At 45.9% G+C, this 20,004-nt stretch carries 12 protein-coding genes; 3 read left to right on the forward strand and 9 right to left on the reverse strand.

What is annotated here, in order from left to right:
• Positions 1 to 1,034: 1,034 nt before the first annotated feature.
• The 5 genes from HMPREF0999_RS04290 to HMPREF0999_RS04310 all read right to left on the reverse strand — a co-directional run bounded on the left by HMPREF0999_RS04290 (position 1,035) and on the right by HMPREF0999_RS04310 (position 6,275).
• A complete protein-coding gene (locus HMPREF0999_RS04290) occupies positions 1,035 to 2,090 on the reverse strand; it encodes a fimbrillin family protein (protein WP_005863353.1) in 1,056 nt (351 codons plus the stop codon).
• Positions 2,091 to 2,143: 53 nt separating this feature from the next.
• Entirely contained in the window at positions 2,144 to 3,175 is a 1,032-nt protein-coding gene (locus tag HMPREF0999_RS04295) for a DUF5119 domain-containing protein (RefSeq protein ID WP_009275252.1), read from the reverse strand.
• The gene (locus tag HMPREF0999_RS04300; protein WP_009275253.1) at positions 3,172 to 3,747 is read right to left on the reverse strand and encodes a DUF5119 domain-containing protein; all 576 of its coding nucleotides are present in this window, start codon (positions 3,745 to 3,747) and stop codon (positions 3,172 to 3,174) included. The genes HMPREF0999_RS04295 and HMPREF0999_RS04300 overlap by 4 nt, the downstream gene beginning before the upstream one ends.
• A gap of 132 nt (positions 3,748 to 3,879) precedes the next feature.
• On the reverse strand, positions 3,880 to 4,734 hold the full coding sequence (locus HMPREF0999_RS04305) for a helix-turn-helix transcriptional regulator (RefSeq protein ID WP_005859912.1): 855 nt from the start codon (positions 4,732 to 4,734) through the stop codon (positions 3,880 to 3,882).
• An 11-nt stretch (positions 4,735 to 4,745) separates the two neighbouring features.
• On the reverse strand, positions 4,746 to 6,275 hold the full coding sequence (locus HMPREF0999_RS04310) for a glycoside hydrolase family 10 protein (RefSeq protein ID WP_005859910.1): 1,530 nt from the start codon (positions 6,273 to 6,275) through the stop codon (positions 4,746 to 4,748).
• A gap of 206 nt (positions 6,276 to 6,481) precedes the next feature.
• Between HMPREF0999_RS04310 and uvrA the strand changes: the two genes are divergently transcribed.
• The gene (uvrA, locus tag HMPREF0999_RS04315; RefSeq protein ID WP_005859908.1) at positions 6,482 to 9,265 is read left to right on the forward strand and encodes an excinuclease ABC subunit UvrA; all 2,784 of its coding nucleotides are present in this window, start codon (positions 6,482 to 6,484) and stop codon (positions 9,263 to 9,265) included.
• A 90-nt stretch (positions 9,266 to 9,355) separates the two neighbouring features.
• On the opposite strand, the gene HMPREF0999_RS04320 is transcribed toward uvrA, so the two are convergent.
• The 4 genes from HMPREF0999_RS04320 to HMPREF0999_RS04335 all read right to left on the reverse strand — a co-directional run bounded on the left by HMPREF0999_RS04320 (position 9,356) and on the right by HMPREF0999_RS04335 (position 16,708).
• Positions 9,356 to 10,987, reverse strand: coding sequence for a RagB/SusD family nutrient uptake outer membrane protein (locus HMPREF0999_RS04320; RefSeq protein WP_005863343.1), 1,632 nt, complete (start codon positions 10,985 to 10,987; stop codon positions 9,356 to 9,358).
• 25 nt (positions 10,988 to 11,012) lie between these two features.
• A complete protein-coding gene (locus tag HMPREF0999_RS04325; protein ID WP_009275255.1) occupies positions 11,013 to 14,201 on the reverse strand; it encodes a SusC/RagA family TonB-linked outer membrane protein in 3,189 nt (1,062 codons plus the stop codon).
• A gap of 436 nt (positions 14,202 to 14,637) precedes the next feature.
• Positions 14,638 to 14,856 carry a hypothetical protein gene (locus HMPREF0999_RS04330; protein WP_005859902.1) on the reverse strand — a complete coding sequence of 73 codons (219 nt, stop codon included), beginning with the start codon at positions 14,854 to 14,856 and terminating at the stop codon, positions 14,638 to 14,640.
• A gap of 49 nt (positions 14,857 to 14,905) precedes the next feature.
• Entirely contained in the window at positions 14,906 to 16,708 is a 1,803-nt protein-coding gene (locus tag HMPREF0999_RS04335) for a T9SS type A sorting domain-containing protein (RefSeq protein WP_009275256.1), read from the reverse strand.
• A gap of 73 nt (positions 16,709 to 16,781) precedes the next feature.
• On the opposite strand from HMPREF0999_RS04335, the gene hflX reads away from it, so the two are divergent.
• The gene (gene hflX / locus HMPREF0999_RS04340; protein WP_005859898.1) at positions 16,782 to 17,993 is read left to right on the forward strand and encodes a GTPase HflX; all 1,212 of its coding nucleotides are present in this window, start codon (positions 16,782 to 16,784) and stop codon (positions 17,991 to 17,993) included.
• 21 nt (positions 17,994 to 18,014) lie between these two features.
• Positions 18,015 to 20,003: a DUF4954 family protein gene (locus tag HMPREF0999_RS04345; protein WP_009275257.1), complete on the forward strand. Its 1,989-nt coding sequence runs from the start codon at positions 18,015 to 18,017 to the stop codon at positions 20,001 to 20,003.
• The last annotated feature ends 1 nt before the right edge of the window (position 20,004 follow it).

The raw sequence follows: 20,004 nt of genomic DNA on the forward strand, positions 1-20,004 counted from the left end.
TGGATAAGGGCAACCTGTCTCCATCGGTTGCCGGGCTAAAAATACAGAAGCGTGGAAACTATTGATATTACCGTATTGAGGCTCTGGACGGCCCTATCCATGTAATAAACAATAGCCCACGCCATGCTGTTATATCGTCCAGAGCAATTACTGGTAAATATAGCACCGACGTGAGCGTTTATTGTCTATTATCCATGGATATGAAATTGTCCAGATTTCAATACGGGATAATATCTTTAAACGCTCTTCGTTAACTTATGTCCTCCTTCAGTGACCTACGCTTAGATATGAGGGATTATCGCAAATATAGGAAGAATAATTGATATCCGTATGCTATGTGGGGAGAAGTTTCCTCGCGGATTGACATTTTGACAAAATGTAAACGGAAATCCGTGAGAGTCGATTATTTCGGGCGGATGTACGTCTCGCTTCCAAATACGCAAGAAAAAAACAGCAATTGTTTAGTAGACAGACAGATGTCGGAAAATGGCCTTTTATTCTAGCGAAATTAATTCATCGTAACTCATGGTTTGCCGGGTGTTTGGGCTATTCCATAAGGTTACGATAGGGTTATAATAAGGTTATAACGCCTTTCTCATTAGGTTATAACCCTATTCTTAGCTGCTTACGATGCCCAACGTAACCATATGTGTCGCCTAACGCGGCCTTTCGCGTTGGCTTTCGCGACCTATTGTGTGTGAAAAGGGGGGCTTTCGAGGAGAAAAAGGGCACTAATGGCTATCTCCTTCTCATTGTTTTGTGGTTCTTGCGAGAAGGGGATGTCACGATATATGGCTTATATTGCTCAAAAAGGTGGGATAATGACCGTATTGCTATCGAAAGGTTTTCTGATATTTATTTTATTGTAAGTAATCCTAGCTAAATATAGAGTGGCGTGTTTTTATGAGAATGGATTTTATGATAGAGAAGAGAGGCGGTGATATGAAGACCGGCTATTAAAAATTAATTAAGGGATTAGGTCTTCTATGTTGAGGAAGCCTAATCCCTTAATCTATGAAAATAAAGATAATATATTACTTGATTTCACCATTACCCCATTCTGCGGATTCTACTCCAACTGTTACATTCTGTAATTCGATCTCAAAAGTATATAAATATTTTTTACTAGGCTTCCATCCGTCTGTAACTACCGGTAAATCGATTTTCTTTACATTATTAACATCACCTGCACTTGTGGTTACAGTGTAACTGATCACAGCTGTTATATCTTTTTCTGCATATGATTGAGGAAGTAAAAACATAGGATCTAGTAAGTCGGTCGCTGCTAGTGCTACGGTATTGTCCAACTCATTTGCTAAGTTCGTTTTTTCGATGGCTACGTTGTGGTAAGTATTATCCAGCACCCATATATTATCTGTGTTATTAGTGTTAAATGTATATGTTCCTGCATTCTTAATTTTGTTGGTTGCAAATGATAACTTAAATCCTGTTACGGTAATCTTTGTTGCTCCAGTGTACTGTGCCTTGAGCTTTGCTTGAAACTTAATTTGAGAAAGAAGGTGATCCATTTTGAATTTAACAGTACCTGCATCTACTGCAACTCCATCTATAGTTGTGCTTGTTTTAGTAAGATCTGTGACCATATCTGCTACTAAATCTATTTGCGTATCAATTTCATCGGAAACAGTCAGTTTAATAGTCGGTGCTCCTGTTTTTGCTTTGTCTGATATTGTAGTGATACTAGTTGTTTTAGGGCTGTAGGCAAAGAAAGTTACTTTACCAAGATCTCCATCCTCATTTTGTTCATTTGGCCAATATTGTATAGGAGAATAAGACCATTTACTATCAGTATATGTAACGGCTTGATCGTACATGAAGTTTGGAGCTTTAGCTTTGTCTCCACTTAATGATGCCCATGTATCGACACCTGTATAAGTTGCTATAACATTGAATCCCGTTGTTTGTAGTTTGGTGTCATCCATAATACTGGCCTTCGTCTGTTTCCCCACATAAGTTCCGAAATTAATCGCATTGTCATTCTTTGCTACCAATGTGCCAATCTCATCTTCGCCTGAGCAGCCCGCCAATACTACTAGGCTTAATGCTGCGATAAATAAATTTGTCTTCATAATGTTTAGTCTTTTAATGTTGTTTTATGTTGTTACTATTTATCATTCTATAGTTATGCGGGGATTACGATATTCGTCTCATCTCCCCAATTGTCTACTGTCGCATCGAATCCCCCTTCGCCGCCATTCTTTTCCGGCTCCACGTTTGGTAGCTCCAACGGAATATCCTCGGGAACTTCTTCCTTATCCAGATCAATTTTCGTACCCAGCACCACCTCTACCTCTTTCGTCTCATTATTGATCGCGGCACGTGGAGCTATATCATATTGCTTCGTAATGACCGTTCTGTTATCGACCAATAAGATGGAGAGCGTAAGCAAATTACTGATCTCGTCCGTGGCCTTCGATGTGACGTTTGGTCTGCCGAGTGTCAAGTAAGAGCCGGATAAGATACCATCGGTCGTTGAGTTCTCGTGAAAGGTCTTTTCCGAGAAGTCCACGAGTTGCGTCGCTACGCTACTTCCGGTCTTTCTATCCGCTATCCAATATGTATCCGCCATCCCTTTAATCGATCCCCTCGCAGTCCGCATGTTGTGCAATCCTTTTATCTCTAAGGACAGATGGGTCGTGAAGATTACCTTCTCGGGCCGGCAAGCCAAGGAAAACTCCTTTCCCTCCTTAAGGTTCGCCCGTACCATCTCTTGCGTCACCTCAAAACCCTCCAATGTAGCTACCGCTAAAGGTTCCGGATCGTAGATCAGCCGCTCTCCCTCGGTGGGCGTGTACCAATCGCTATCCGTCGTCTTCATCACGATCCGCAGGGTGCTGTATTGATCTTGACCTTCGATCGTGAGATAACTGTATTCTTCGGCCGCTTGGTTAAATACCACTACGTTATAGATCCCTTTCCTCAATCGCACCTCGTCGCCCGTCACCGTGTTGGTAAGGAAACGGCTTGGCTCCCCTCCATCGACCGGGTAAAAGAGCGCGGTCATACCATCCGGGTCGATACCGCAAGGACCCCAATCTATGTCGAGGCGCACCGCGCAACGGTCTACATACTCGCCGATCATAGTCTCTTTCGAGCATCCCGCCAATCCCATGACAAGCGAGATCAAGATGATAAATAACCGGCTCTCTCTCATCGGATACTCGTTTTCTTTAGCCCGTTGATATTGTTTGCGATCCCTTTCCTTTCATTGCTTAGATTCAAGGAACTGTCCTTCGATAGGAAAAACGGCGACAAGGTCAATTCCTTATGCTTCTCCGTGTCCCCCTCAACCTCTACCGAACGGATCGTGGCGACATATAACGGGATCACCTCGTCTTGACATGCCTCCAGATCCTCTAGAGAGGAGATATATGCTTCCGCTTCCTCGAACTTCGACATATTACGAAAACCTATGTTTTTCGCGTCGTAATTGAAAACCAATACATTATATTTATCCGGTGGTAAGAACAGGGTGATGCCATTGGCGTTCCCATCCGTCTGTATCATCGGCCCGCCCTCCGACGGGTAGATACAATAGCGAAGTTTCTCCGGTACCGGGGAACCTGCTACCACGCTATCCCAACGAAGGGTGCAAGTGATGTAGCCCGTGCCTCTTTTCTCCGGTTCCTCGGATCTCTCGCAACTACATTCCAGCACCATGCCGATAATGAATAAAACTGCGATAGAGATCTTTAAGATAATACTTGTCTTATTGTACCTATACATTTTATTTATCTTTGAAAATCAATTATGATTGATCTTCTGGACGCAAATGTATAGGGAATGCTAAAGGGGAGAATTGTTATTTTTGTCCAAAGAGTTGCAAAAGTTGAGAGATTTAAAAAAAATCATTGAATATTATGTATTTTCATCCTTTAGAGAACGGACAGAGCGGGGAGATTGGCCGAAATTAGCCCTGCAGAAGTGCGAGAAGTTAGAAAGCGATTCAAAGCCATACTTGTAGCAAATCTCGGATATGGAAAGCTCTGTCATGATAAGGTCGTTATGAATGTCTTGGCATTTGCGTTTCAGCATCCATTGATAAGCGGGCTCTCCAAACGTATCCTTGAAGATACGGCGGAAGGTGGGTACGCTGTAGCCTCCCAATTGGGCGAAGGTCTCCACGTCTTTCGCCTTCTGGTAGTTCTGCATCACGAAATACTGGAAACTGTGGCTATACCGGTAAATCGGGGCGTAAAAGGCGGCTAGCTCCTTGATGGGGTAGTAGCAGTTCAGCAAGTAGACCATCTCCGAGCGTTTGGCTTGCATCAGTCCGGAGCATCTTAAATCATCGTTGAGGTAAAGCTTCATGCCCTCGATGAAGAGTTGTATCGGCGGGACCATCGTCATTACGATGGGCTGCTGGCGTTCGTTCTCCACGATGGAGATGCCTTTGTTGAAACGATTGTCGCATATGTTTTGCGGACGCTCGAAGAGATAGATGATACATTCGGTGTAGTCGAGTACCTTGCACTCCACTTTCGAGCCGATCGGTTGCAATACGAACTGTCCGCCCCGGAACGTGGTGTCCGGGTGCTCCTCGCTGTTCAGCCAGATCTCTCCCTTGACTAGGAAAAAGACCATGTTCTGCATGCATCTTGTCTGAGGGATCACGTACCCTTTCGGATAAAGACGATACTTGAATATGTCCCTCTGGTAGAAACTACAAGAGGAACAGTCGGTATATTTGGTGCAGCGATGGTCGGTTAACATAATTGGTGTCTTTATAATTTTACTTTCTTTGTCTTGCCCTCGCTCTCGTTGTGAAAGCGATCTACGGCGGTCACTACATAGCGATATTTTACCTTACCTTTCTCGTAAGGCATCAAGTAGCCGGTTTCCCGGGTGATAGCCACGATCTTCGAGGGATCGCTCGTGTCTATCGGCTCCTTGTCGTTAAAGCGATAGACCACGAAATAGGAGGCTAGCTCCGGATTCGTGGGGCTTTGCTCCGCTTGCCAATGTAACAAGAAGCCTTTAGGTGTCCATTCGGTCTTTAGCTTGCTTACGTCTTTTGGCGGACGGTTATGCATATGGGTATAGGCCGGGATAAGGGCCGGGTAACGGTGGTAGTTCCGTTTCAGGCTGTCGGCTACGCCCTTGTTGTTCCATAGAATCTCATTGGCGGGCCAGAAACAATTGCCGCTCACGTGAGGCAAGGCACGCTCGTAACGCATCTTGCGGGTTAATTGGTCCGCTTTCATGGTGCGGGCCACGTCTTGCCCGATATATAAATGACCTCCGTTGGCGTTTTTGTCCCACCATTTGATAAGCGTGATGTAATCTGCTGCCGGGTGTCCGATCTCCCAATAGATCTGGGGGATGTTATAATCGATCCAACCTTGCTGTACCCAATAGGTGATATCGGCGTAGAGGTCGTCGTAGTTTTGCAGACCGTTGGTATTGCTACCCGATCCGTCTGCGGTGCTTTTCTTGTTGCGGTAGATGCCGAAGGGACTGATACCGAAGCGTACCCAAGGCTTGGTGAGCAGGATGGTACGTTTCAATTCCCGGATCAGGGTATTCACGTTCTCCCGGCGCCAATCGTTCCTTTGCGCCTCGCTGTATCCTTTTCGCAAGCCGTATTTCCGGAAGCTGTTATCATCCGGGAAAGGCATACCCGCTGCGGGATAGGGATAGAAATAATCGTCCATATGGATAGCGTCCACGTCGTAACGGCCGACGATATCACGCACTACCCGGCAGATAAACTGACGGCTTTCCGGCAATCCCGGGTCGAAAAGGATTTGTTTATTATAGGTGACAAACCATTCGGGATGCTTATGATAGATGTGGGAATCGGCGAAACGGGTGTTTCCCGCCGTGCTCGCCCGGTAAGGATTCAACCAAGCGTGAAACTCCATGTTCCGTTTATGGCATTCTTGGATCAGGAAGGCCATCGGGTCGAACTCACCTGCCGGGGCTACGCCTTGCTCTCCGGTGAAGAAGCGGCTCCACGGCTCGATATCGGATTTATAGAAAGCGTCCGCCTCGGGGCGCACCTGAAAGATGATGGCGTTGATGCCGCATGCTTGCAGGTAATTAAGCTTGCGGATGAAGTCTTTTTTCATCCGGGCGGGAGTCATATCCTTGTATTCGCCTTGAAAAGCGGTCTGTATCCATGCTCCCCTAAACTCTCGCTTGGCCTCCTTGCCCGTACTCGTAGCCGGACGAGGCTTCTCGCGAACCGTAGAACATGAGGTTATCGCACAAAAGAGAATCGCTACTAAGAAGCGAAAATATTTAATGTACATGGGTGCCTTGCTGTGTTTGTCTATGAAATTTTCAACAAATGTAGAAGATTCCCTGTAAATATGAAATATTTCGCCCTTGTTATTTTATTTACTTGGCAGTAGAGACGAGGCACACCTTGTCTAACTGTGTGAATTAGTTCGATGAAGATAGGGCAGAATCAGTTAGTTTTGGCTATCTTTGCGTTAAAGAAAAAGATAAAGGTAATATGTCTGAGAGCAATTCGATTTTCATCAAGGGGGCACGTGTCAACAACTTGAAAAATATAGATGTAGAGATTCCGAGGGACAAGCTGGTGGTGATAACCGGGCTGTCGGGGAGTGGAAAATCATCGTTGGCGTTCGATACCCTTTATGCGGAGGGACAGCGCCGGTATGTAGAGAGTTTATCCGCTTACGCCCGCCAGTTCTTGGGGAGGATGAGTAAGCCGGAATGCGACTATATTAAGGGAATACCGCCCGCTATCGCTATCGAGCAGAAGGTGAATACCCGTAATCCGCGTTCCACGGTCGGTACATCTACCGAGATTTATGAGTATTTACGCTTGTTATATGCTCGCGTCGGGAAGACGATATCGCCGGTTTCCGGCACCGAGGTGAAAAAACATCAGGTGAGCGATATTATCAAGGAGGTCATGCGATATCCCGAAGGAACTCGTTTTGCCGTATTCGCTCCGGTTGTCTTGCCGGAAGGCCGGGATATGAAGGAGCAGCTGGAGATCTTGCGGAAAGAAGGATATGCCCGTCTGTCGGTAAATGATACGGTATATCGTATCTCGGAGGTACTGGCGAGCGAGGAGTTGCTGTCTTACCCGATCGAGTTGTTGGTGGACCGCCTGACGGTATCGGACGATAAGACCTTGAAAAGCCGTTTGGCGGATTCGGCCGAGACCGCTTTCTTTGAGGGCCATGGTACCTGTTTGATTCGTATTTATACGGAGGAAGGGGTAGTCGTGAAGGAATTCTCGAAGAAGTTCGAGGCGGATGGCATGATATTCGAGGAGCCTACCGATATGATGTTTAGCTTTAATAATCCGTTGGGCGCATGTCCGACCTGTGAGGGATTCGGTAAGGTGCTGGGCATCGATGAGAATCTGGTGGTGCCCGATAAAAGCTTGTCTGTCTACCAAGGAGCCGTGGTTTGCTGGAAAGGTGAGGTGATGGGGGAATGGCTGAAAGACTTTATCGTGAAGAGCGAGAAATATAACTTTCCGATCCACCGTCCGTATTACGACTTGACACAGAAAGAGAAAGATTTGTTGTGGCATGGGGCGAGAGGTTTACACGGCATCGACGATTTTTTTAAGTTCGTGGAAGAGAATCTTTATAAGATACAATACAGGGTGATGCAAGCCCGCTATCGGGGAAAGACGACTTGCCCGGTTTGTAAGGGGAGCCGCTTGAGGCCGGAAGCGCTGTATGTGCAAGTGGGTGGTAAGAATATCGCCGAGCTGGTGACGATGCCGGTTTCGGAGGCAAAGGCTTTCTTTGATCAACTGGAACTGGACGAGACGGATGCGGCGATCGCTAAACGTTTGCTCACGGAAATCAATAATCGCTTGCAATTCCTGTTGGATGTGGGGTTGGGTTATCTGGCTTTAGATCGCCTCTCGGCCTCTTTATCCGGAGGAGAGAGCCAACGTATCAATTTGGCTACCTCGTTGGGTAGTAGCTTGGTGGGTTCGTTGTATATTTTGGATGAGCCGAGTATCGGTCTGCATTCCCGGGATACGGATTTGTTGATCAAGGTATTGCGACAGTTGCAAGCCTTGGGGAATACCGTGGTCGTGGTGGAGCATGATGAGGAGATTATCCGTGCGGCGGATTATATCATCGATATCGGTCCGAAAGCAGGGCGTTTGGGGGGCGAGGTCGTTTATCAAGGCGATGTGAATAACCTCCGGAAATGTACCGATAGCCATACGGTACGTTATTTGACGGGAGAGGATCAGATCGAGATCCCGCCTTATCGGCGTCCGTGGAATAATTATATAGAAGTGACAGGGGCTCGGAAGAATAACTTAAAGGGTGTGGACGTGAAGTTTCCTTTGAACGTGATGACGGTGGTTACCGGTGTGAGCGGTTCGGGTAAAAGCTCCTTGGTTCGTGATATCTTCTACGAGGGCGTGAAACGTCATTTGGATGATGCCGCCCGCCTGACCGTGGATTGCTCCGGTATCAGTGGTGATTTGAATATGATTCAGGCGATCGAGTTTGTAGACCAGAACTCGATCGGAAAGAGTTCTCGCTCGAACCCTGTGACGTATATCGGCGCTTACGATGAGATCCGTAAACTATTCGGCGAGCAGCCCCTAGCGAAACAGATGGGATATAACGCCGCCTATTTCTCCTTTAATAAAGAAGGAGGTCGCTGTGAGGAATGTAAGGGCGAGGGCAAGATCACGGTAGAGATGCAGTTTATGGCGGATATCACCTTGGAATGCGAGGCTTGCCACGGCAAACGCTTCAAGCAGGATGTATTGGATGTAGAGTATCAAGGCGCTAACATATACGATGTGTTGGAAATGACCGTGAATCAAGCGATCGAGTTCTTCGAGAAAGGTTCCGGCTCCCAAGAGAAGAAGATCGTGAAACGCTTGAAACCGCTGCAAGACGTAGGTTTGGGCTATATCAAGCTGGGACAGACTTCCTCCACTTTATCCGGTGGTGAGAACCAACGTGTGAAACTGGCTTATTACTTAGGCCAAGAGAAGCAGCAACCTACCTTGTTCGTTTTCGACGAGCCTACGACCGGTTTACATTTTCATGATATCAAGACTTTGTTGAAAGCTTTCAATGCCTTGATCGAGAAAGGTCACTCCGTGGTAATTATCGAGCATAATATGGATGTGATCAAATGTGCGGATTATGTGATCGATTTAGGACCGGAAGGCGGAAAGGCCGGCGGGCAGTTGGTTTGTGCCGGTACACCGGAGGAGATAGCGGCTTGCGAGGCATCCTATACCGGAAGGTTTTTAAGGGATAAGTTATAAGGAGACGATATAAAAAGACAAATGTAAATAGCTCCTGCCCGAATATTCGGATAGGAGCTATTTCTTTTAAGAGGAATGGGAGCATTTCCATTAATATCCTGGGTTTTGCTCGATGATTCCATTTTTCGCAAGGTCTATAACCGCTTGCGGTATCGGGCCGTATTCGTGGGTCCCTTTGATGAAACGGGCATTTTGGAGATGAGAGCGGAATGTCTTCTCATGCTCGAAATAAGTGTTCATCACGTCTGAGGCGATTCCCCAACGGACTAGATCAAAGAAACGTTCACCTTCTAAGGCGAATTCCAGACGTCGTTCGGTACGTAAGGCTCGGATCGCCTCCTCTTTGTCGGAAAATGACGGATATAATCCGATCCGGTATTTGGCGGCATCCGCTGTCCCGTCAGCGGTTTTTACGGTCTGGCTGTTCATGGCACGCTCGCGAACTTGGTTGATGTATTTCAATCCGGTAGCCAAATCGCCTAGTTCGATAGCAGCTTCGGCACGCCACAATAACACGTCCGCATATCGAATAATATAAACATTCAATGCGTTTACGTATGGCCAGATAGCCAAATAGTAACTTGAGTTCTTGGAGACAATACGTTTTTTCGGGCTATACGGACCGTAAACCGTAGCCTCACGAGGAGTCCAGTCATAGAGTTGGACATCAAGGAACATGATTCCGGGGCGGGCTACCGTGTGGTCTAGGCGGGTGTCTACATAATCATTTTCCGAAACGTCTATGCCGTCTTCCAAAGGCAAGCCGTTGGAGTCGGTCTTATAAGCGTTTACTAGGTTTTGGGAAGGACGAAGGAAACCATAGTTGGGATAAGGGCCTCCCGGAGGTAACAAACGGTCGCCCGGATTTCCGTTGTAGTTGTTCGGGGAGCCATCGTTGATAGAGGCTTGGACTGAAAATAAAATTTCAGAGCAGTTGTCATTTTCTGGCAAGAAGATATTCCGGAAGTCGGGGAGTAGCTGGTATTTGCCGGAATTGATCACCTCATCCGTCGCTGTAGCGCATTCCTGCCATTTGCCTTGGAACAAGTAAACTTTAGCCATATAAGCCCGGGCCGTCATCTTACATGGACGTGCCACATCCGGCTGGGAATCCGGGAGACCTTCGTAGGCGGCCTTAAAATCATTCAGTATCTTCTCCCATAATTGATCGGATGTATACTCCTTATTCGAGATAGAGGCGAATGCGGAAGGATCGCTGACACTCTCGTCGAAATATGGGATCTGGTTATAGATGATCTTTAAGTTGAAATAGAAATGGGCACGCAGGAAACGCATCTCGGCGATACGGGTCTCCTTTTTATCATAATCGCTGCCTTTGAGGATACGGATCGCTTGGTTACAACGGTTCACGCCCTCGTATAAGGCTAGCCATTTCCGATTGTAATCTTGGATAGTCGGGTCGATATGGAAGATTTCCATTAAGTGAACCGGGTTTTGGTCTCCCGTACCACCTCCGCCTTTGTAGGTATCGTCTGAGATCACATCGCCAAATTGCCAGTTGGAGCATCCTGAATTCAAGCCGGAGCTGGCATCGTCCATCTGGCCGTCTAGGATGGAATAGGCGGAGATAATCAATCCCTCGATGTTATTGGGATCTTGTGCTTGTTCGGGAGTCAGTTCGCCTACAGGTGTCTCTTCCAGAAAATCGCTGCATGATGTCAATGCGAATACGGCACAGGCCGCTATAATCATTTTCTTCATATTCTAGTTTGTTGTTGTTTGATGATTAAAAACTTACGTTTACTCCAAAGGTGAAGGTGCGGGATAACGGATAGATGCCGCGGTCCACACCCATATCTAGGTTACGGTAGTCACTGGAGTAACTTTGCAATCCCACTTCCGGATCGATACCGTCGTATCCTGTGATCGTGAATAAGTTGGTTGCTTGCGCATAGATATACAAGCTATTGAACTTAATCTTGGATAGGATGGACTGAGGTACGGAATAACCGATTTTCATGTTCTTTAAGCGAACGAAAGAAGCGTCTTGCACATAGTAAGACGAGGGCCGGATGTTATTGTTCGGATCGTCCATGGTGACACGGGGTATGTCCGTATTCGTGTTGGTTGGTGTCCATGCATTAACGACACGGCTGTTTTTGTTGTATTGCGATTGATTGTAGAAATCACCCACATAACGGGTCAAGTCGTATACATCGTTTCCGAACATTCCCTGAAAGAATAGACTGAGGTCAAAATTATGGAAGTTGACTCCTAATGTAAGGCCTGCTGTGACATCGGGGAGCGGGTTACCGATATAGTCACGGTCGTTACCGTCTATTACGCCATCTCCGTTTACGTCTACGAACTTGATATCACCCGGTTTTGCGTTAGGTTGGAGTAGTTCGCCTTTATTATTGGTATATGATTTGATCTCCGCCTCGCTCTGGAATAAACCGTCTTCTTTATAAGCGTAGAAAGAGCCGATTGGTTGACCGATGGCGGAACGAGAAACCTCTTGATCGAAGTTGAGGGAGTGAATCACACTGGTAGGCAGTCCGATATAGGAGACATCACCGTCTAATTCCGTCATCTTGTTCTTGATAGCGGACATATTGAAGGCGACATTGAACCCGAAATCTTTATTGATGCTCTTATTGTAGCTGACCTCAGCTTCGAAACCCCGGTTACGCATTTTCCCGACATTGTCCCATACCGTTTGGTTTGTACCCCCCACGGTACCGATCAAGGGACGCTCCCATAATAAGTCCTTGGTATCTTTGTTAAACCAATCCAGCACAACGGTTAGGCTGTTATCTAGGAAGCCTAGATCCAGCCCGACATTAGTTTGCGTGGTGGTCTCCCATTTCAAGTTTGCGTTACCGTAACGGGTTTGGGTGTATCCGGTTGTCACGGAACTTTGGCTACCGTCGATCGGATAGTTGGAGTGGTTCGGATTACTCATGTAAGAATCGATCGTGGAATAAGCCGGGATATCAGAGTTGCCGTTTTGTCCCCAACCTATGCGGACTTTCATGTTGCTGATAGCCGGAATATCATAAAACGGTTCGCTACTGATACGCCAGCCTGCGGAGACAGCCGGGAAATTACCCCATTTATTGTTACCAAGTTTAGAAGATCCGTCACGTCGGAACGTGGCTGCGAATAAGTAGCGGTTGTCGAAATTATAATCAATTTTACCGAAATAAGACATCATCTTGGAAGTAAAGGCAGAACCTGCGTTCTTCTGGGAGCCACTATCGCCCGCATCGAGGAAATGGAAGTTATCGTCATCCGAGGCAAAGCCTTCACGGGAGGCGGAGAAGTATTCCTCTTGATAACGGTTTGTCTCGATACCTAATAAGGCTCCGATCGTATGTTTATCGAATGTCCGTAAATAGTTTAACGTGTTCGTGAATACCCAATTGAAGTTCCAACGGTTTTGCGTGCTCAACGTACTCAAGGGTTGCTGGGTGTTCAATTCGTTGTATTTGGCCTTGAAGCTTCGTTTATACAGGTTTTTATAATCCGCTCCGAAGTTGGTCTTGAAATAAAGTCCCTCTAGGATATTCAGTTCGGCGAATAGATTACCGAATAGACGGGTGGTACGATCTTTATTATCCTTATTACGGTATAATTCGCCTAACGGGTTGGAGATGTCGGCGATCGGGTTGCTGCCGAAATTCCCGTCCAGATCGTAAACAGGGGTAATGGATACGGTCTTATAGGCGTTGTATAACATACCTCCCAGTGCGGCGTTATTGGTGACCGAGGTTCCCCACGCATGTGATAATGTGGCGTTCTCACCGATTTTCAAACGATCGTTGAAGAGCTTGGACTCATTGTTGAAACGTCCGGATATACGTTCGAAACCAGTATATTTCATAAGACCGTCTTGGTTGAAATAGCCTAGGGAGAACAAGTGGCTGCTAACTTTATCTGCTTTCGCCAGAGAGAGGTTATAGGACTGGACCATGGCTTTTTGCATGATCTCGTCAACCCAATCCACGTCTCCCGAGGGAAGACGGTGATCTGCGTCAAGGAATTCCGGAATTACGGCGGTCTCGCCGGAGCCATACACGTCGCTTACTGGTGATTTCCCGTCGTTACGCTGTGCCTGCCATAATAAGTCGCCATATTCTTGGGCGTTTAGCATACGCATCTGTTTTGCCGAGGTTTGTACTCCCACGTAAGCGTCTAGGTTTACCCGGAAAGTACCTTCCTTCCCTTTTTTTGTACTGATGATAACCACGCCGTTTGCCGCACGTGCGCCATAGATGGAAGCGGAAGAAGCATCTTTCAATACCTGCATACTTTCGATATCATTCGGGTTGAGAAAATTGATGCCGCCCTCTACTGGTACGCCATCGATGATATAAAGCGGATCATTGTTACGGATCGTGCTGAAACCGCGTACACGTACCGCTACGCCTCCGCCGGGCATATTATCCGGGATTACGTTTACGCCGGACAATTTACCTTGCATCATTTGATCTACACTGGATACCGGGGTATCTTTCAGGTCGCCTACCTCCAGTACGGAAACAGCACCGGTAAGGTCTTTTTTCTTCTGTACACTATAACCTACCACGATAACCTCGTCTAGGTTCTGGGTGTCATCCTGCAATTGGATCGTGAGGGGAGAACCATTCCCGGCTGGAATCTCCTTGGTGTTATAACCGATATAAGTAACGACCAATATGCTTTGCTTGTTTTGCAGCGAGAGAGAAAATTTGCCGTCAAAATCGGTTACGGCTCCATTTGTAGTCCCTTTCTCAATCACGTTAGCCCCGATAATTGGTTCTCCGTTCGTATCGGTGACTACGCCACTTACCGTGAATGTCTGTTGGGTGATCGTCATTCGTCCAGTAACGTTTGGCAGATCCTCCGCTGGTGCCGCATTGATTGGCTGTAAGTATGCTACGCCTAGCAAAAGAGCGGGAATCGCCATCGTAAAGTAATTTCTGTTGTCCATCCTTTTGTCCTTAAAATATATTAGAATTAATCTATTTTTTCAGAACGCAAAGGACGTGTGATTATATTACGATGATATGTCTATGTTATTAAAAATGTGTTCACGATTGTATTGCCTTTCAGTGATATGACGATTAGGCTACGATTACAAAAATGATGTCGGTTGTCTTTTGCGTATTGGTTAATGACGTTTTAGTACTAGTGAATAAAATGTAAGAATTATGAAAGTAACTCATTTTAAGAAAGTAAGCGAAACAAGTGGTGTGTGTGTCCTGTTAAGATTGTACTTATTTATAATCGAATAATTTATACTGTGCGTAGTCTTTACGAGACATTCAAGTAGCCTGTGAGGGCGAAAAAGCAGTAATATTAATACTAGTGTAATAAAATAAAGTTCATTCAGCCTGTTCTTCTGTGAAGAAAAACAGGCTGTGTTTTTATTGCTTGGCAGGATCTTCGTCTTTATTCCACTTATCTCGCATTCTCAGACGTTTGACTTGCAGATAGCGTAGAAGGATGATGATGACGAGCGTAGCGCCGATCATCAAGAAATATTCGGTATAATTATTCCCCGAATTGTTTCCCGGCCAGCCGATGATACTCATTACGATTAAGTAGACAAGTAAGGCAATTGTTGTGATGTTGATCTTCTTCATATTCGTTTTATTCTTAAAACAGGGCAAAGATATAAGATTGTTTCGGGCTTTAGGAGGTTAAAACGCATTTGTACTGTGCCCGATAATGTTCTGTTTGAATAATTAAGATATATAAACCTTGTGGGAGGGGAATCGGGAGGATAGGGTTCCCTGCCTGTACCGCTTGCGTAAATACCAATATGCCTGCCGGAGTAAGTAGTTTGACTTTACCGGGGGATGGAAGATTATTAATGAATAAAGTTTTGTTCTCTAGCTGATAGCTTAATTCCGGAAATGAAAAGGCTTGATTGGAAACAGGAGGATCTTGTCGGGCTTGAGGTTCCGATGTTGGGAAAGATATGGGTGCATTCGTTGATAATAATTTATAATTGGCTGGTTCGGATGTATTATATACAGATAGGCTGGTACTTTTATTCGCTTTGACAAAGAAAGCGGAGAATGGAGGGATGGCGAAATCGCTACCGATCACGTAGGGTTGGTAGGTGGAGCCGTCATATATATAAATGTATCCGTCTAAGGCTGAGTTTGATTCTATTTGACTAAGAGATAAAGGAGCCGGCAGAGGATTACCGCATAGATACCAGCCGTTGTGATTCTGGTTCTGGCTTTGGTTGTTAATGCTTACCGGAATAGAGGCTTGACCGTTTTTTCCGAAATCTATAGGGATATCTTTTGCTTTCGAGGAGAAACGAAGGTTCTGACGATCGGCGGAAGCGTCAATAGCGATCAGGTACCCCTTGTTCTTCTTGAAGATGGGCTGGGATGTATTGATTATTGTTTGTGGTATGACTTCCCAGTTGTTGGAAGGGCTTTGTGAGTTGGCTCGCTTTTCTCCGTTATAGGTTTGTACGTAAAAGTAGTTACCGTTTGTATCGCTTTTGTCATCACCCAGTTGGAAATCCGGGTCTATGCCGGAAGCGAATACATCGAAGGGGAAGGAGATAAAATACCATTTGCCTTTTTGAGCGAAGGTCCTCTCGATCGTTATTTTGCCGGAGATGTTAATAGTTCCGGACGATCGCAAGGTGGAGGAAGACGCCAAGGTACCATCATTTGGATAGATAGTAAGGTTATTTGCGGATAGATTTCCGGTTGGTAAAATATGGATATTTCCATTGCCAATAAAGATATCTTTACAGCTGATATTTGTATTTATGGAGATATTACCGTTAATCAAGGCGTTGCGGTGACGGTAGGTGGGTAGATGGCTCCAGTGATCCTCATGGTTCCAATCGCTGTTTCCGGTAAATAGGGAATAGGTAGGAATCATGCCGTGTGCGTAAACGCTGTCTACATAATAATAGCCGTTTTTGGTATTGGCGGCCGGTGTGGGGACGATAAGATCTAAGCCCGGAGGATTGTTTTTTATATCTGTGGTTTTGAAAGGATTGATGCCACTCTCTCCTATGGTTGGAACTAAGGAGGGATAACTTGTTTCCCCTTTTCGATAGGTTCTGGCTCTCATGCCTTCTCCTTCTACTAGAAGGATGCCCCCTTTCCGTATACTGATTTTTATATCTTGATGATTTGTTAACGTGAAATGCTCGAAAGCCACTTGCGTATTCATTGGCATTCGTAACCCGTAGTTTCCGTGGCTGTTAGGAATATCTTTCACGCCGGAGATATCTTCAATAAGGGCTTCACCTGTAATGGCATAATCCCAATTATCAGAAGCAAGTCCCTCAAATGTCTGCATCCGAAACGTATCCCGGATAGATATATTTGCGTTACTTTGCACAAAACTTTCCCATGTAGATGGATTTGAAACTTGTGACTGGATAAATTGTTGTACGAATAGGAATGCCGTACAAACGACAACGCATCTGGATAGATGCCAAATTCTCTTTTTCATAGCTAAGTTGATTTATATTTGTAAATATGTTCGCAAATATACGTAAATAATTGAAATAATATATCTTTGTGGCATGAAAGAATTTATCATATCTGAGGCACAGACCGAAAAGGCCGTTTTGGTGGGTTTGGTTACCCCCGAGCAAAATGAGCAAAAGGTTAAGGAATATCTGGACGAATTGGCTTTCTTGGCCGATACGGCAGGGGTGGATGCGGTAAAGCGTTTTACCCAGAAAATGGATTACCCGAATTCCGTCACTTTTGTCGGGACCGGTAAATTGCAGGAAATTAAGGAGTATGTGGTAGAGAATGAGATCGGCTTGGTGATCTTTGATGATGAGCTGAGTCCGAAGCAACTCCGTAATATTGAGAAAGAATTGCAGGTGAAAATCTTGGATCGTACGAGCTTGATCTTGGATATCTTCGCTAGCCGTGCACAGACCGCCCATGCGAAGACACAGGTGGAGCTTGCACAATATAAATATATGTTACCCCGCTTGACTCGTCTGTGGACGCACTTGGAGCGTCAGCGAGGCGGCGTAGGTATGCGTGGTCCGGGTGAGACACAGTTGGAGACTGATAAACGTATTATCTTGGATAAGATCGCACGATTGAAGAAAGAGCTGGTGGATATTGACAAGCAAAAAAGCGTACAACGGAAAAACCGGGGTAAGATGGTACGTGTAGCGTTGGTCGGATATACGAACGTAGGTAAATCTACCTTGATGAACTTATTGAGCAAGAGTGAGGTCTTTGCCGAGAATAAGTTGTTCGCTACGTTGGATACGACCGTACGCAAGGTCATTATCGAGAACTTGCCGTTCTTGCTGTCCGATACGGTCGGATTTATCCGCAAGTTACCGACCGAGCTGGTGGAATCTTTTAAATCTACCTTGGATGAGGTACGGGAGGCGGATTTGCTGGTACATATCGTGGATATCTCACACCCGACTTTTGAAGAGCAAATAGAGGTCGTGAACCGTACGTTGGCGGAGATCGATAAGACCGAGAAACCGATGATCATGGTTTTCAATAAGGTGGATGCATTTACCTTTGTCCCGAAAGAGGAAGATGATTTGACCCCTCGTGGTCGTGAGAATATCGATCTGGATGAACTGAAACGTACGTGGATGGGAAAATTGCAAGATAATTGCATCTTTATCTCCGCCAAGGAACGTACGAATATAGAGGCGTTGAAAGAGATGTTGTATGAACGGGTTAAACAAATCCATATCACCCGTTTCCCCTACAATGACTTCCTCTTTCAGCAATATGATGAAGAGTAGAGTCTTACAAAATTAGTACCAATGAATCATTTGAGAAATTTGCGGCCGGATGAGATCGCCACCTTGCGATCTCAGGCTTGCCGGGCCGATGATTGGAATCAAGTTTGGGTTCCAGAGGTGTTTGATATTGAATATGTGAACCACGTGCGTTTTTCGGGAGTGGTTAAGTTAGGAGCCTTTCGTAAAGCGTTTACCCTACCGGGAGGATTGGTAAAGCATAGCGGGCTTCGTCATGTTACCCTACATAATTGTACGTTGGGGGATAATGTGCTGATCGAGAACGTACAGAATTATATCGCTAATTACCAGATCGGTGATGACTGCTTTATCCAGAATATAAATGTTATGTTGGTGGAAGGCAAGGCTACGTTCGGGAATAATGTCGAGGTGTCGGTCTTGAATGAGACCGGCGGGCGTGAGGTTCCGATTTACGATGGCCTGTCGGCTTCATTGGCTTATATTATCGCATTGTACCGTCATCGTCCGGCCTTGATCGAACGCTTGCGGGATATGATTACCGCTTATACGGAGGGTATCGCCTCTACGGAGGGAACGGTTGGCGATAAGGTCAAGATTGTCAATACCGGTACGATCCGTAACGTGAAGATTGGTGATTACGCGACCATAGAGAATAGCGCACGTCTGGAAAATGGTTCCGTAAATAGTAAGAGAGAGGCCCCGGTATTTATCGGGGATAGTGTGATCGCGCAAGATTTCATTGTCTCTTCGGGAGCCAAGATCGCGGATGCCGCTAAGATTATCCGTTGCTTTATCGGACAGGCTTGCCAAGTGACGCATAACTTCTCGGCCCATGATTCCTTGTTGTTCAGCAACTGCGCTTTCGAGAATGGGGAGGCTTGCGCTATATTCGCCGGTCCGTTTACGGTGTCTATGCATAAGAGTAGTTTGTTGATAGCGGGAATGTATTCGTTCTTGAACGCGGGAAGTGGCTCTAACCAGAGTAATCATATGTATAAGCTGGGACCGATCCATCAAGGGATCGTGGAACGTGGCTCCAAGACTACCAGCGACTCGTATATTCTTTGGCCGGCTCGTATTGGCGCTTTCTCTTTGGTAATGGGCCGCCATCATCATCATAGCGATACTTCCGATATTCCATTCTCCTATTTAATAGAGAAGGATGATGAGACTTACTTAGTTCCGGGAATTAATCTTCGCAGCGTAGGTACGATCCGTGATGCCCAGAAATGGCCGAAACGTGATAAACGTACGGACCCGGATCGCTTGGATATGATTAACTATAATCTATTGAGTCCCTATACGATCCAGAAGATGCTGAAAGCGGTGGATATCTTGAAAAACCTGCAGGCATTGGTTGGAGAGACTTCCGAGATTTATTATTATCAGAATACTCGTATAAAAGGTTCCTCCCTCCGGAATGCGTTGAACTTTTATGGGATGGCAATTAATAAGTTCTTTGGTAACTCGTTAATCAAGCGTTTGGAAGGTACGACCTATTGTTCTATGGAAGAGGTCTGGGAGCAATTGCGCCCTACGGAATCCAAAGGCTCCGGAGAATGGTTGGACTTGGCGGGCTTGATCCTCCCGAGGGAACCGCTAGAAGCCTTGTTGCAAGATATCGAACAGGGGGAAATCGCTTCCTTAGAGGATGTGGAATGCTTTTTCCGTTTGGTTCACGGACGTTATTATTCCTTGGAATGGACATGGGCGTACGAGATGATCGAACGTTATTATGGGGTGGATCTCCGTTCGATTTCCGCCGCAGAGATTATTGATCTGGTTCGTCGTTGGCAAGAATGTGTGATCCGCTTGGATGAGATGCTTTATGAGGATGCCCGTAAGGAATTCTCCTTGACTTCTATGATTGGTTTCGGTGTGGATGGTTCCAGCAAAGAAAAACAACAGGATTTCGAGGGTGTTCGAGGAGATTTCATGAATAATCCGTTTGTTACCGCCGTGCAGGAACATATCGTGAATAAACGGGCGCTTGGGGATGAACTGATCGAGAGGTTGAAACCTTTAGTATAAA

This window comes from Parabacteroides sp. D25 (assembly GCF_000307475.1).
GTDB classification, from domain to species: Bacteria; Bacteroidota; Bacteroidia; order Bacteroidales; family Tannerellaceae; genus Parabacteroides; species Parabacteroides distasonis.